This window comes from Myxococcus sp. CA039A (genome assembly GCF_013336645.1).
In the GTDB taxonomy this organism is placed as follows: Bacteria; Myxococcota; Myxococcia; order Myxococcales; family Myxococcaceae; genus Myxococcus; species Myxococcus llanfairpwllgwyngyllgogerychwyrndrobwllllantysiliogogogochensis.
The window spans coordinates 15,441-29,470 of record NZ_JABUMQ010000004.1 but is presented as its reverse complement, the minus strand read 5'-3'; the positions used below and the strand labels follow the sequence as shown (position 1 = coordinate 29,470).

13 protein-coding genes are annotated in these 14,030 nt (G+C 68.5%); 3 read left to right on the top strand and 10 right to left on the bottom strand.

Annotated elements, in window-relative coordinates; all coding sequences use genetic code 11:
- Nucleotides 1-54 precede the first annotated feature (54 nt).
- Nucleotides 55-933: a hypothetical protein gene (locus tag HR086_RS01020; RefSeq protein ID WP_174454013.1), complete on the bottom strand. Its 879-nt coding sequence runs from the start codon at nt 931-933 to the stop codon at nt 55-57.
- Between the two features lie 135 nt (nt 934-1,068).
- Here HR086_RS01020 and HR086_RS01015 point away from each other — a divergent pair, with 135 nt between their 5' ends.
- Nucleotides 1,069-3,615: a TonB family protein gene (locus HR086_RS01015; protein WP_174464582.1), complete on the top strand. Its 2,547-nt coding sequence runs from the start codon at nt 1,069-1,071 to the stop codon at nt 3,613-3,615.
- 163 nt (nt 3,616-3,778) lie between these two features.
- Nucleotides 3,779-4,618 carry a hypothetical protein gene (locus tag HR086_RS01010; RefSeq protein ID WP_174464581.1) on the top strand — a complete coding sequence of 280 codons (840 nt, stop codon included), beginning with the start codon at nt 3,779-3,781 and terminating at the stop codon, nt 4,616-4,618.
- Between the two features lie 10 nt (nt 4,619-4,628).
- Here HR086_RS01010 and HR086_RS01005 read toward each other — a convergent pair whose 3' ends face one another.
- On the bottom strand, nt 4,629-5,876 hold the full coding sequence (locus HR086_RS01005) for a sterol desaturase family protein (RefSeq protein ID WP_174464580.1): 1,248 nt from the start codon (nt 5,874-5,876) through the stop codon (nt 4,629-4,631).
- 66 nt (nt 5,877-5,942) lie between these two features.
- Here HR086_RS01005 and HR086_RS01000 point away from each other — a divergent pair, with 66 nt between their 5' ends.
- Nucleotides 5,943-6,530, top strand: coding sequence for a Crp/Fnr family transcriptional regulator (locus HR086_RS01000; RefSeq protein WP_141642153.1), 588 nt, complete (start codon nt 5,943-5,945; stop codon nt 6,528-6,530).
- 14 nt (nt 6,531-6,544) lie between these two features.
- Here HR086_RS01000 and HR086_RS00995 read toward each other — a convergent pair whose 3' ends face one another.
- The 8 genes from HR086_RS00995 to HR086_RS00960 all read right to left on the bottom strand — a co-directional run bounded on the left by HR086_RS00995 (nt 6,545) and on the right by HR086_RS00960 (nt 14,030).
- Complete coding sequence (locus tag HR086_RS00995) at nt 6,545-7,513, bottom strand: WD40 repeat domain-containing protein (protein WP_254626124.1); 969 nt, start codon at nt 7,511-7,513, stop codon at nt 6,545-6,547.
- A gap of 39 nt (nt 7,514-7,552) precedes the next feature.
- The gene (locus tag HR086_RS00990; protein WP_174464579.1) at nt 7,553-8,545 is read right to left on the bottom strand and encodes an Ig-like domain-containing protein; all 993 of its coding nucleotides are present in this window, start codon (nt 8,543-8,545) and stop codon (nt 7,553-7,555) included.
- A 120-nt stretch (nt 8,546-8,665) separates the two neighbouring features.
- Complete coding sequence (locus HR086_RS00985; RefSeq protein WP_174464578.1) at nt 8,666-9,373, bottom strand: hypothetical protein; 708 nt, start codon at nt 9,371-9,373, stop codon at nt 8,666-8,668.
- 155 nt (nt 9,374-9,528) lie between these two features.
- A complete protein-coding gene (locus HR086_RS00980) occupies nt 9,529-10,173 on the bottom strand; it encodes a hypothetical protein (protein ID WP_174464577.1) in 645 nt (214 codons plus the stop codon).
- A gap of 140 nt (nt 10,174-10,313) precedes the next feature.
- Nucleotides 10,314-10,919 (bottom strand): hypothetical protein, encoded by a 606-nt coding sequence (locus HR086_RS00975; protein ID WP_217441641.1) that lies wholly within the window; start codon nt 10,917-10,919, stop codon nt 10,314-10,316.
- Nucleotides 10,920-10,970: 51 nt separating this feature from the next.
- Nucleotides 10,971-11,627 carry a hypothetical protein gene (locus HR086_RS00970; RefSeq protein ID WP_174464576.1) on the bottom strand — a complete coding sequence of 219 codons (657 nt, stop codon included), beginning with the start codon at nt 11,625-11,627 and terminating at the stop codon, nt 10,971-10,973.
- A gap of 312 nt (nt 11,628-11,939) precedes the next feature.
- On the bottom strand, nt 11,940-13,391 hold the full coding sequence (locus HR086_RS00965) for a sulfatase-like hydrolase/transferase (protein WP_174464575.1): 1,452 nt from the start codon (nt 13,389-13,391) through the stop codon (nt 11,940-11,942).
- Between the two features lie 69 nt (nt 13,392-13,460).
- Nucleotides 13,461-14,030, bottom strand: coding sequence for a MarR family winged helix-turn-helix transcriptional regulator (locus tag HR086_RS00960; RefSeq protein WP_141642147.1), 570 nt, complete (start codon nt 14,028-14,030; stop codon nt 13,461-13,463).

Sequence of the window (14,030 nt, the reverse complement as noted above, 5' to 3'; positions counted from 1 at the left end):
GCGGCGCGGGGCGGGCCAAGTCCAGCGGGGGTGGGGTGCCCGCGGGTCCACCTGTCATTTGGCGACCGTGCAAACACCTCCACCGTTGAGGTGGGCCTGATCGACAATGCTCTGGGTGACGAATTGCTGGAGCGTGCGCACATCATGCGCTCCGGGCAGGTACACCACGGGCTGACCCGCTGCGTCGCGAAGCTCCCGACCTTGGGCATCCTTCAAGTCGGTGAGTTGCTGTGAGGCAAGCCCCTCCGGGGTGATGAGGTGGTCCGAGGTGGCCGTCGCGGCGATGGCGTCGAAGCGCAGCTGCACGCCTCTGTGGGTGCCGAGCCTGTCGTAGAACATGTGTTCGGCGTGGATGGTGACCTCCACGTCCGCCCGGGAGCCCTCCGGGACGATGATGCCCTGGGTGCCATCCACCCCGTTGATGCAGTCCACCATGCGTGCGTCGACGGGGAAGCCCATCCGGAAGTCGAAGATGCCCACGCCCGCCTTCACCGCGCGGCCCTCTACCCAGTAGCTGAAGCCGCGCTCGCGCATCATCGCGAGGTCCTCGGCGGAGACCTGGCCGTCCGCCAGCTCCGTGTCGTCGCGGGGTGGGCTGACTCGGAAGCCCACGTCCCAGCGGCCCGCCGGCAGGCCCGTCAGCTCCGTCAGCGGGATGTCTCCTTTCTGCACGTCCACCAGCACATGGCGGCGGCTCTCACGCGCCTCGCCCGACGCGGAGGTCAGGGTGAAGTCTCCGAGCGAGACGAGGTACTTGGTGAATTGCACGGACCAACCGTCCTGGAAGAGCGTGTCTGGCAAACCCCGCTGGGTGCCGTCTCCGCCGCTCATCGTCACGCGCACGTCTCCGGGGGGCACGGAGTCACAGGCCGGGAGCGCCAGTGTCAGCGCGAGCACCGCGAGGAGGCCAGGTCCGCTCGATTTCAAATTCATGTTTCGCGGATGTATATGTAACCAAGTTGCAATTCAAGGGGTCCGTGTTGTATCTCCGGGCGGTCGACGTTCCGGTGGCGAGGTGTCCCGGGTGCCGCCGAACCCAGGAGTGAGGTCCTCGCCGTGTGGATTGCGATGCTGGTGTTGTGTGCGGTGGGGGCGCTGGAGGAGGCGCTCATTTCGCCGCCGGTTCCGGTGGAGGTGGCGGCGCCGGTGACGCCCGGTGACGCGCCGGTGCTGGAGGACACGGCGACGGTGGTGGTTCGCCTCACGATTGATGAGGTGGGCGCGGTGTCGCGGGTGGAGGTGCGCGAGTCGGCGGGAGCCGTGTTTGACAGGGCCGCGATGGGCGCGGCGGTGCGCTGGAAGTTCGAGCCGGCGCGGCGGAGCGGAGTGCCGCTCGAGGTGCAGGTGGACGTCCCGGTCCACTTCGCTCCCATGCGGGCGCGCGAGGCCGTCGCGGACACGCCGCACGGGGCGATGGGGGCAACACCGTCGCCACCTTTGATGTCGGAACTCGCCGTGGACGATTCGTCGTCGCCGTCGGGCGCCTCATCCGAGGAGGCGAAGGCGGCCTCCAGGTCTTCGTCGCCCGGCTTCTCCACCACGGTCCGAGGTGTGGCCGAGGCACCACCGCCCGTGGCCGTCGGAGACTTTCACATCGAGGTGGGACAGCTCGCGGACGTCCCGCGCAACTCGGCCTCCGACCTGATGTTGCTCGCGCCCGGAGTGATGCTCGCCAACCACGGAGGCGAGGGCCACGCGGAGACGGTGTTCATCCGAGGCTTCGACGCGGGCGAGGGCAAGGACGTGGAAATGCGCCTCAACGGCGTGCCCCTCAACGAAGTCTCCCATGCCCACGGCCACGGTTACGCGGACACGTACTTCATCATCCCGGAGTTGGTGGACTCGCTGCGAGTCACCGAGGGGCCCTATGACGCCTCGCAAGGTGACTTCGGCGTGGCGGGGACGGTGGAGTACCAGCTCGGCCTCGCGCGTCGAGGGCTCACGGCTTCGGCCAGCTACGGCAGCTTCGCCTCACGTCGGCTCGCGCTGGTGTGGGGCCCACCCGAGTCCGGTGAGGCCACTTTCGTGGGGCTGTTGTTGCGACAGGGCGAGGGCTTCGGACCGAATCGCTCCTTCGCCAATGCGACCGCCATGGCGCAGGTGGAGTTGCGACTGGGAGACGAGACGCGACTGCGACTGCTCGGTGCCAGCTACGGCGCGCGGTTCGCCTCGGCGGGCGTGGTGCGGGAGACGGACGTGGTGGACGCCCGGTTGCCGTGCGCGGCGGACGCGGACTCGCAGTTCTTCTGTTTCTATGACGAGAACCAGGGAGGCGCGAGCCAACGCCATCTCGTCTCCGCGGAACTCCAGTCGCGGCTCAAACGCGGCGGACGGCTGGTGCAGCAGGGGTACGTGGTGCTGCGCCAGACGCGCATCCGCGACAACTTCACCGGCTTCATCCAGGACACGCCTCCCGGCGAGGACGCGCAGCGCGGTGACGGCACGGAGGGCTACTACCGGGGAAGCACCCTGGGCCTGCGCGGGCGCTACACGCCAGGGCTCACCTTGCTGGGGCAGTCGCGCCCGCTGGAGCTGGGCTATGTGGCTCGCTACGACGACGTCCGCACGCGCTCACGTCGGCTGAGGGACAGCGGTGGCGTGCCATACTCCACCCTGTTCGACAATCAGGTGCGCACCACCAACCTGGGTGGATACGCGTCCCTGCGAGTGCAGCCGCTCGACTGGCTGGCCCTGCGTGTCGGTGTGCGGCTGGATACGTTCCTGTTCGGCGTGGAGGACCTGAACCGTCCCGCCGTGGACCGTGATGGGCCGCGCATCCCGGAGGAGTCCCTGGATGCCTATGGCTTCTTCGCCAGCCCCCGGGCCAGCGCCGAGGTGAAGCTGTCACCTCGACTCACGTGGCTGACCAGCGCGGGACTGGGCGCGCGCTCCAGCGACGCCGCCGCGCTGTCCGACGCGGAGCTGGCGCCGTATGCGCGCGTCGCCTCGGGTGAGACGGGGCTGGGTTGGAGGCTGGAGGGCGAGTCGCGGCCGTACTCGCTGGAAGCACGCGGCGCGGTCTTCGCCACGCGCGTGTCCCAGGACTTCGTCTTCGACGAGCGACTGGGACGCAACCAGCCCATCGGCGCATCGCAACGGCTGGGAGCCTTCGCCACGGGTCGACTGCAATGGGAAGACTGGCTCGACACGCAGGCCTCCGTCGCCTGGGCTCGCGCGACGCTGCCCGCCCCCGGTGCGTCCGCGTGGAAGCTGTGGGATGGCGCGGTGATGCCCTACATCCCGGCGCTGCTGGGGCGGGTGGATGCCTCGGTGAGAGGACATGTCACCGTGGCGGGCGAGCGGCTCGGATGGAACGTAGCCCTGGGGCACAGCGCGGTGGGACCCAGGCCGCTGCCGCTGAATCGCTACAGCGACCCCGTGTTTCTCTTCGACGTGGGCGCGCGCGCGCGCTGGGACTGGATGGAATTGGGCGTGTCCGTGGAGAACGTGCTGGACGCGCGCTGGCGCGAGACGGAGCTGAACTACGTCTCCAACTTCCGGGGACCCGATGCCCCCGCGTCACTGCTGGCCACGCGCCACTTCTCCGCCGGAGCACCGCGCACCTTTCGAGGCACCTTCACGCTGTACCTGGACTTCGAGGAGGACGCTCCATGAGGCACCTGTCCCAGTCGCCCGAGAGGCCCGCTTCGTCGCGGGTAGTCCTGGCGCGACACACCGCCGTACTGAGCCGAGGGCTCGCGGAGGGACCCCAGCACCCCACGCTCTCCCGTCCACGACACGACACCTCGTTGTGTCGGTGCCCGCGGGAGAAGGCCCCATGACACGTGTGTTTCATGGCTCCCGTCGCGCCTTCATGTTGTTCATGGGCACCGCGCTCGTCGGTGGTGGCTCGGCGTGTGGACTGTCCGGCACCGGCGGGCGAGGCATCGTGTTCCGCATGGGCCTGCGCACCGCGCTCGCGCCCGGCGCGGCTCAGGTGGGCGAGCTCACCACCGATACCGGTTGGAGCGTGAGACTCACCTCCGCGCGGATGGTGCTCGGCCCCATCTACCTCTTCGAGAATCCCTCTCCGCTCCAGGCGCGGACGCGCGGCGTCTTCAAGTCGCTGCTGAACGCGCTCGTGCCCACGGCGCATGCGCATGACGGGGACTTCTTCTCGGGAGGGACGGTGCTCGGGGAATGGGACCGCGAGGTGGTGTTCGACCTGCTCGCCGGCGGTGAGGCCCAGGTCCTGGGGCGCTCACCGGGCATCGCGGGTCGGGCCAGGTCCTTCTCGCTGCTGCTCCAGCCTCCTTCACGGGCTCTCGGAGACGAAGCGGCGTCCCTCCAGGGACACTCGATGCTCCTGGCGGGTACGGCCTTCCGGGGAGAGGCACGGGTGCCGTTCCGGGTGGCGCTCGACTTCCCGCCGCCCGTGGAGCTCCAGCGCGTGGACTTCGTGCCGATTGATGCGGACCTGGACGACGACGGACTCTTCGTCGTGGAGGCCCGGCCGCATCAATGGTTCGAGGGCGCGCACTTCGACCGGCTGACGCTGCCCGCCGACGGAAGTCCGGTGGACATCACACCGGAGACGCAGGTGCACCGAGCGCTGTCCGTCAACGTGCGGCGCTTCACGGCCTTCTCGGGTGCATGGGAACCCGAGAAGGCCGGGTGAGCAGCGCGGCTCAGCTCACGCCGCGTGCCACGGGCGAGGGACTCCGGCTGCTCGCGCGCGCGACGCTGATCCACACGAGGGTGACGGCGAGCCAGCCCACGGTGAGCGCCCGCCACGACAGCGGAGCGCCCGCCTGGACGAGCCACAGCGTCACGGCGCCGCCCATGGCGAACACGCGAGCCATCTCCAGCGGGAGGCCCCAGCGCTTGGACTCCATCATCCCGCCCCACGCGGTCGCCATGCCCCAGAAGAGGACGCTGAGCATCAGCTTCTGCCATCCCACGAGCGGCGATGCGTGGTGGCTGACCAGGAGCATGAAGGGCATCGACGCAATCATCTGGAAGACGAGGTAACCGCGGATGTTGGGCAGCTCGGTGGACTGGAACTTCACCTCCACGCCATCTCGCTTCCACGGAGTCGACTCGCGGGCCGGCAGGTCCGAGGGGCGCCAGCCGGTGGGCATCACCCACAGGCGCAGCCGGTCCCACCCACTGCGCGTCTTCACCGCGTCACTGACGAGCTTCCCCCAGAACTGGAAGTTGATGACGGTGGGGTCCCAGGTGTTCGGCGGAGAGGTGACGCCGTAGGAGCACTCCTCCGTCTCGTCGGCGTAGGTGCCGAACATCTTGTCCCAGATGATGAGGAAGCCCGCGTAGTTCTTGTCGATGTAGAGGTCATTGCGCGCGTGGTGCACGCGGTGGTGCGAGGGCGTGTTGAGCCACGACTCAATCCACCGGGGCAGCTTGGGGATGACGCGCGTGTGGGGGATGAACTGGAGCACCAGGTGGAAGGCCACCATGGCCAGCACGGCCTCGGGCGAGAAGCCGACGACGACGAGCGGCCAGTAGAAGAGGAACGAGAAGATGCGCTGCGTGACGCTGGCCCGCAGGGCCACCGCGTAGTTCAGCTCCTCGGTGGAGTGGTGTGGCGAGTGCGCCGCCCAGCCGATGTTGGTGCGATGCCCGAAGCGGTGGAACCAGTAGAAGAGGAAGTCGACCCCCAGGAAGAGGCCGAGCAGCGCCCAGGGTGACGCGACGTCAATCTTCCAGGGCGCGAGCTGACCCAACAGGGTGAAGAGGGGCAGCATCAGCAGCGCCACCGCCACGTTGACGCACTGGTTGAGGACGGCGGTGCCCACGCTCGCGATGGAGTCCTGGAAGCTGTAGTACCCGTTGCGCTTCGCCACGCAGTAGACGAACTCGCCCAGCGCCAGGGCGATGACGAAGGGTGTGGCAATCGCGTAGACGTTGATGGACATGTCCCCGGTGTACGGCGCCCGGCTCGATTGCCGCCTTAACCTGGGTTAACCTCCGTCCTCGTCCCCGTGAGATTCCCGAAGCTCTACGAGCAGCTGTCCCCGCTCGGTCCCATTCCCGAGAGTGAGTGGGAGAGGGCCGAGTCGCTCGCGAGGGAGCAGTCGGTCGAGCGCAAGGCCCACTTCCTGCGCCCCGGAGACGCGGCGGACCGCTTCGCGGTCGTGCTTCAAGGGGTGTTCCGGCTGGTGCGCGTGTCGGCGCGAGGCGGCGAGTCAGTGAAGGCGTTTCGCGCCGAGGGTGAACTGCTGGGCGCGTACGCGGAGATGCTCCAACGCATGCCGTCAATGACGGCCATCGAAGCGCTGGAGCCCGCACGGGTGTTGGTGTTCCGGACGCAGGACTTCCAGACGTTGGAAGAGGGCCATGGGTGCTGGGTGCGTGTGGCGCGCCGCGTCGCCGAGCGGCACTTCCTGCTCAAGGAGCGAAGGGAGCAGGAATTCCTGGAGCTGTCCGCCGAGGAGCGGCTGGACACCTTCTGGGCGGAGCATCCGCATCTGCGAGGGCGGGTACCGCAGCGCGACGTGGCGGCCTACCTCGGCATCACCGAGGTGGCCTTGAGTCGCATCATGTCGCGCAGGCGCAAGCGCACGGAGTGAGCTTCAGCGGGTGGTCACGGCAGGGGAATCACCACCAACTCGCTGCGCACCGTCACGTAGAGGGAGTCCTCAATCAGGCACAGGCCACCGAGGTCGGCGTGCCCGACGTCATGGACCGCGAGGCACTCGGTTGAGTCGAGCGACCAGACACGCACGGTGCCGTCGGAGCTGCTGGTGCACAAGAGTCCGCGTCGCGGGTCGACGGCGACGGAGTCGACCCAGTGCGCATGGCCGTGCCACTCGCGCACGACGTGTCCGGTGTGGCTGTGCACCATCCTGGCGATGAAGTCCCAGCTTCCACAAATCAGGTGCTCGCCATCGGGATGCCAGGTCAATGCCTCGATGGTGTTGGACGGGCGGTTCCACACGATTCCAAGCTGACGCTGGCGCTCTTCGCTGAGCGGCTCGTGTCGCGCGGTCGCCATGGGCAACTGGAAGCTGGCGCGGACCTCGAGCGTGGGGCCGTCGAGCAAGGTGATGGCACCTTTGCCACCACCGACGGCGACGAGGCCGTGCGCAGGGCTCTGGGCGAGCGCGTAGAGCGGCGAAGTCTCGAACCTGCGCAGGAGTTCACCCGTCCACGCATCCCACAGCAGCGCGAAGCCATCGCCACTGATGGAGAACACCCGGTCTTCAGCGATGAACTCGGCGGCCCGCACCGGCTCACCGTGCCCCGTGAAAACCTGGAGGCGGCGCCAGTCCGTCGAGTCCCACAGCGCGAACTCTCGAAGCTTGTGGCTTCCGAGCACGCGCCCGAGCACCGGCTCGCACGCCAGACGGAACATCGGTGGCTGGTGAATGGCGCTGGTTTCGAGCACCCGCGAGCACTCCCCAGTCGCGAGGTCCCAGAGGAAGAGGTGCTTGCCGGCATTGGCGGCGACGTGACGACCATCGGGCCAGCGCATCGGCGCGCCGAGCAGTTGATGAGGCTCGAAGTCGGGAGCGTCGTCCGGGTCGGGCCTCTGGCGGAAACGGCGCAACATCTCCGCAGCATAGGGTGTTCGCCGCGGAGATGAACCTGCTCAGTATCGCTCGAAGACGAAGGTGAACTTCTCCAGAGGCGTCGGGCCGTAGGTGAGGCGAAGGAAGCGGTCTCCGGCGGGCGCGGTGAACTTCAGCGTGTGGGAAATCGCGGGGAGACACACGGCGGGTGCCGGCGTCACCGTGGAGGCAATCACCGTCTCGCCTTCCGTCACGTCGTGCACCACCACGGGGACCTCGTGGCTCAGGTACATGATGACCGGCTCGTCGCGCTCCGCGGAGACGACCTCCGAGTAGCCGAGGAATGACGTCCCGCTCGTCGGCAGTGTCAGTTCGTAGAACTCGTGGGGTGAGTCCGTCGCGGGATACATCGTCGTCGGAGACGCACCCGCCCTTACGGCCACGGGGGCCTCCAGCAGCGCGTGCCCGCAAGCGTGCTCCGTGACGCGGTCCCGCTCGCCCGTGGTGAAGTCCAGCCGACCATCGCCGAGTCCCGCGTGCACTGTGTCCAGCGCGTTGCCCGCGACATCCCGCAGCGACGTGAGGTCCAGCGAGTAGCGGTTGTCCTCCTCCAGCGGGGGAAGGTCCGACTCCGGACGCGGAATGGAGAGCGACAAGGTCAGCGCGTCCTCGGACCAGGTGCCGGTGAGGACTCGCGGGGCGTTGGCGGGCGTGCTCACGTCCAACAACGTCACCTGCGCAGCGGTGGAGTCCATGGGCTCGCTGAAGGAGACGGTGACGAGCCGCCGCAGGCTCGTGTTCGTCGTGTCCACCTTGTAGGTCTGCACGGGCAGCACGTTCGTCGCGCCTTCCTCGGGGCTGGACGCGGTGACGTGGGGCTTCGTGGTGTCACCTCCCGCGTCGGGGCCCGCATCCGGTGAAGGTCCCGCGTCTGGTGGAGGCCCCGCGTCCGGGCCCGCATCCGTCGGAGTGCCCGCATCGGAGCTCGGGGTGATGGGGTCATCGTTGTCACAGCCCGTCAGGGTCAGGACAGCGCAGGTGGTGAGCAGGGCGGCGACGTGGGTCAGACGCATGTTCGGGTGTTTCCTTGCGAAGTGAGCGGGGCGAACGGGTGAAGCGCGGGGCGCCCTCGAACACAGAGGACGCCCCGCCCAAGGGGCCACGGTGGGCCTGGGGCTACGGTGGGGTGAGGCTCAGCAGTTGAAGATGGCGGGGTTCGTGTCGTCGCAGTCGAACCGCTGCTTCACGTAGCCGGCGGGCGCCTCACAGGCGTAGCGGTACACGGGCGTGTTGGTGCCGTACCCGTCGCCATCCTGGTCCCGGTAGAAACGGTCCCGGTTGTCGTAGAGATACTCGGGGACGAGGCCGACCTGGTTCCCCGTCGCGGGGCCCGTGGCGAGGATGTACTCGCGGCCCACGACGAGGTCATACACACGGGCCTGCGTCAGCGAGCAGGCGACTTCCGACACGGCCTCGCTGATGAGCGCCGACACGGTGGCGCTGGTGGTGGTGTCCACCACCGTGAAGGCCACGTTCTGCGACAGGTAGAACGAGATGGACTCCACCGTGGAGGTGCCCGACGTCACGGCGACGGGGGTGAACGTCACCGAGCCCTCGGCTCCGGGCGGCAGATTCAGCGTGTAGTGCTTGTGCCGCGCGCTGATGTCCGGCGCGGTGGCGATGCGCGTGGCGCTCGTCGTCACTGTCACGTTGTCCGCGCTGTTGCTCGCGTGGGTGCAGGCATGGGTCGTCATCAGCGTGTCGTCCACCGACACGCACCCAGCCTCCAGCGGCGCCTCCAACTGGCCCACCGACTCCAGCTCCGCCTCGTCCATGGGGCCGCAAGCCGCCAGGGACAGCCCGAGCAATGCACCGCAAAGGGTCTGCTTCAGCATCTTCATTGTGGGGTTCCTTTCAAACGCCGGGCGCGACGCGCGGGCACCGAAGCGGGCTTCCACCGCCACTCCACGGCGCGGTTACTCATGACGTAAATGTAATTGAGTTGCAATAACGGGGCGGACGTTTTTCACGGTCGGGTGTGGTCTGGCGTGCATGGCTATTCGAGGTGTTCGATGACCATGCCGACCTCGGGGAGCGAGGTGGGGCCGAGCGTGAGGGTGTACTGGACGCGGTCTGTCAGCTCGTAGCCGACCATGTGTCGAAGGCCCGAGCAGAAGCCGCCCGTGGACTTGGTGCCCGCCGGCGTGAGCTGCGTCTGGATGGCGGTCTCCACCAGGCTGACGGGCACGTCGGGGATGCTGAGGTAGACGACGAAGTCGCCGCTGGCGAAGGCCTTGTAGCTGAAGGTGCCCGTGTACTGGCCGTTCTCCTCACGGAGCTTCACGGTGTAGTGCGTGTGGAAGTCGTCCACGCGAGGGTTGCGACTGGTGGTGGCCGTCACGGTGACGTAGGGGCCGTGCGCGACATGCCAGCACGCATGTTCCCCGTCGTCGCCGAAGTCGAAGCCCTCGCTGGGGACGTAGTCGGGGTCCACTTCACAGGCGAGGCCCTGGGGCGCGGCGACGTGGCCCTTGTTGCAGTGGCACCAGTCGCCTTCGGCCTCACGGTGGATGTGGCCATTGGGAGCGCACGGGTCTTCGGCGTGAGGTTCGGGCTCGACGCTCGGGGGCGTCTCGCCACCACCGCAGGCGGAAGCCGCCACGGCGCACGAGGCCAGAAGGGCACGGAGGTTCAATCGCATGCGGGAGCGCTCCATGGGGAGGCGAGGGGAGGACGTCATTGAGAGACATGTGTGTGCCAGGAGTGGCGTGGACGACGCGGCGTGGGGCGGAATGCCCGGAGTGTTTCCGGGCACCCGCGTGGATGGAGAGACGAGGAGCGCTATTCCTCGGGGTGGTGCGCGGCCTCCTCGATGACGAGCGAGAAGGCGGCGTTGCGGCTCAGGATGGAGCGGAACTCCAGGTAGTACTCGGTGTCGGCTTCGAGGTCCGCGACGATGGCCGTCTTCAGCGCGCCGCATACTTCGGTGGGAACCTGGTAGCGGCACTCGCGTGCGACCTCGAGGCCCGTCGCCGCGTCGTAGATGCGCAGGCCGCGGTGGCGTGACAGCAGGAAGGCGAACTCACCGGACTCGTCGGGGAGGAAGGACACGCGGCCCGCCCAGCCCCACGAGGTGGCGCTCGACGGGAGGGTGATGTTGTACGCGGTGTGGGGCGTGCTGACGTCCACCAGCACGGGCGCGCCCAGGGCGGCGGCGGTGACGGGCTCGAAGGGGCCCAGCTCCGCGTGGATGCAGGCGTGCTCGACGACCTCGGCCAGCTCCTCGGGCTCCTCGCAGGAGGGCAGCATGCCGAGCAGCCCGGACTCGTCGGTGGACAGCTCGGACTGGGTGACCTCCTCCTCGGCGGCGGTGGTTCCGCAGCCGGTGAGAAGGAGCGCGACACTGGTGGCGAGCAGGGACTTCTGGAACAGGGACTGGGGCTTCATCGAGGGACTTCTCCTTGTGGGACTGCTGGGGTGAATCCGTGGCGAAGGGGTTCAGGGGGCGTCTGGAGGGAGGACGACCCAGGCGGCGGAGACCTCGCCCGAGGCGAGGTGTTCGGCGGGGAGTTGGAGGTGCGCGCTTCCACCAGGGAGCCGCAGCTCGGGTGTGAGGCCAAAGGCCACGTCGAAGGAGGCGGCGTCCGGGAAGGTGACGCGCGTCACGCAGCCCGCGACGAAGCAGCGCGCCGCCTGGGCCTGGACGGGCAGCACGCTCGTCGTCACCTGCTGGCGCCAGCGGTCCAGGGCCTCGCGAGCCTGATGCGTCCAGGGCGCCTGGCTCTCTCCCGAGGCGACCAGCGAGGCGAGCACGGCCTCGCGGCGCGCGCCCGGTTCGGAGGGCGCACCGCGCAGTGCCTGGACGAGGCGAAGGCGTGACTCCGAAGTTGGCCGACGCGCTCGGACAGGAGGCGAGGGGACGCGGGGCTCCGCCATCCCGGATGCCGCGAGTGTGGAAGGCGGGTCGGCGTCGGGGATTTCCGTGGGCTCCGCCGCATGCATGGGGCTCAGAGGCGGGCCTGCTTCGGAACGGAGCGGTGCCGGCGCGGTGGCTGCCTCCGTGAAGGAGGGCTCCACGGGGCGGCGAAGGAGCACGGACGTGAGGCCCGCGAGCGCGAGTCCTGTCACGCCCACGCTCCAGATGAATCTGTTCATGAATGCCGCTCCTGCTCGGTGGCTGACGGGTAACTCGATGTCGCGCCCGACCCCGGTTCGTCGTCGAGCCCCGCAAATATGCAACCGATATCTAAAAGTAATCAAGTTGCATTTACGGGTCGGTCCTCGCGCCTCCACGAGGTCGGGTGCGCCCATGGGGACGGTGCCTTGCGTCCGGGGGCCGGGCGCACGTCGCGGCGTCGGCCTCACAGCGGATGGCGTGGCGGAGGGCGCTCTCCGCGGAGGAAGAGCGCTCGGTCCGGAGTCGACTCGACGGGCTTATCCGAAGCCCGGAGTCGCATCACTTCCGTGTCAGACGACGGGCTGCTTGGGCCAGGTGAAGCCGGCAGGCGTGGTGCCGTTCGTCTTCATCACCCGGATGAGGTGCGCATTCAGCTTCAGGAGCTCGCGCTTGCTGTCCGGGGTGATGTTCCGAGGGTTGGCGAGGTTCGTCAGCTCCTCGGGGTCCGCGTCCAGGTCATACAGCTCGTACTCGAAAGCGGAGCCGTCCTGCGTGAAGTACGCGGCGTACAACCACTGCTTCGTGCGCAGCGCACGAATGTGGCCGGGCGTCGTCGCGGGCATGCCCTGGGCCAGCGCCGTGTCATCGAAGGTGAAGTGGATGGAGTCCTGGAGGGATGTCGTGGGCGCGGTGAACAGCGGCGACAGGTCGATGCCCTTGAACTGGCCCTGGAAGTCCCCCAGCACGCCGGCCACCGAGGCCAGCGTGGGCAGCAGGTCGATGTGGCTGACCAGCTCCTTCGTCACCACGCCCGAGGGGAACAGCACGGGGTTGGAGATGATGAGCGGGACGTTGATGGTTTCGTCGTAGGCGTTGAAGGTCTTCTCGACGAGCCCGTGGGACAGCCCCATCTCCCCGTGGTCGGCGAGTCGGACGACGAGCGTGTTGTCGGTGAGGCCGCGCCGCTCCAGCGCCTGGAGCAGCGTGGTGATGTCCTGGTCGACGAGCGTCTGGAGGTACGCGTAGAAGCGCGCGTAGCTTGTCCGCTCGGCGTCGCTCCAGGTGGGGACGTTCCAGTTCTTCCCGCTCGACTGGAACCAGCCCTGCACCGAGGGCTTCGTGGACAGGTCCTCGTTCCACGACGCCGGGGGCTGCTGGGGCAGTGACGCCCAGTCGGTGGGGTTGTAGCCCGCGGCCTCGTAGTTGAAGGGCGCGACGTAGACGTCATGCGGATTGACGAACGAGGCGACGAGGCAGAACGGCACGCTCGGGTCCACGCGCTCCAGGAAGTCGAGCATGCTGGGCCCGTCGAGTGGAGTGCCCGGAGGATTCTCCGAGGCGCCGGTGACGGTGCCCAGGTAGCGCGCGTCGTTGTTGTAGCCGCCCGCGCCCTGCGTGCTCCCGGCTTGCAGGGACGTGCCCGCGTCCGGTCCATCCCAGGGCCCGAAGCCGTGCGTCGGAGGAGGATTGCCCAGGTGCCACTTGCCCCGGTATCCCACCTGGTAGCCCGCCTTCGCCATCACCTGGGCCAGCGTGGTGATGTCGGGAGGCAGGGACTGCTCACCCGTGTCGACGACGCCGGTTTGCGCGGGGAAGAGGCTCGTCCACAGCGTGGCCCGACTGGGCGAACACATGCAGGTGTTGGTGAAGGCCCGCTCGAAGCTCAGCCCGGTGCTCGCGAGGCGCTGGAACGAGGGCAGGTGCTGCTCCGCCCAGCCCTTGGGCCAGTGACGGAACTGGCGCTGCTGGTCCGTCAGGATGATGAGCAGGTTGGGCGGCGTGGAGGCGTTGCCGAGTCGCATGGGCCACTCCAGGACGACGAGGGCCTCCAGCGTACTCCGCGATGTTCCTCCACGCCGGGATGAGAACCGTCAGGCCGCGTTGGCGGTGACGCCTACGTCCTCCACGGCGGTGAGTCGGGGGTGAGGCGTGGCGCGCGTGCCGTCCGCGTCGGTCTCCTCGGCGGCAATCTCCTCCGCGCGGTTCCAGCAGCCCAGCGCTTCCACCCAGCCCTCGAGCAGGTCCATCAGCGCGCTGCGCTGCTCCCCACCCAGCGGCATCAGGAGGCGCGCCATGCGCTCCTGCACCACCGTGTCCGCGCGCTCCGCCAGGGCGCGGCCCTGCTCGGTGAGGCGCACGCGCACGCGGCGGCGATCATGCCGCACCGAGCGCTCACGCTGGACGAGCTTGGCGTCCTCCAGGCGGTCCAACAGCCGGCTCAGACGGGGCAGGGCGATACCACCCAGGCGGTCGGCGAGCACGTTGACGGGCAGCAGGCTCTCCGCCTTCAGCCACCAGATGGCCTGTACCTCCATGGGGTCCAGCTCCTGGTGAGGCAGGGCGCCCAGAGGGCTGCTGAGGGCGCCGCAGCGCGCCACGTCGATGACCAGGTTCCGCAACCGCGCCACCTGCACACGCACTTCCGCCGAAAGCTCGGACAT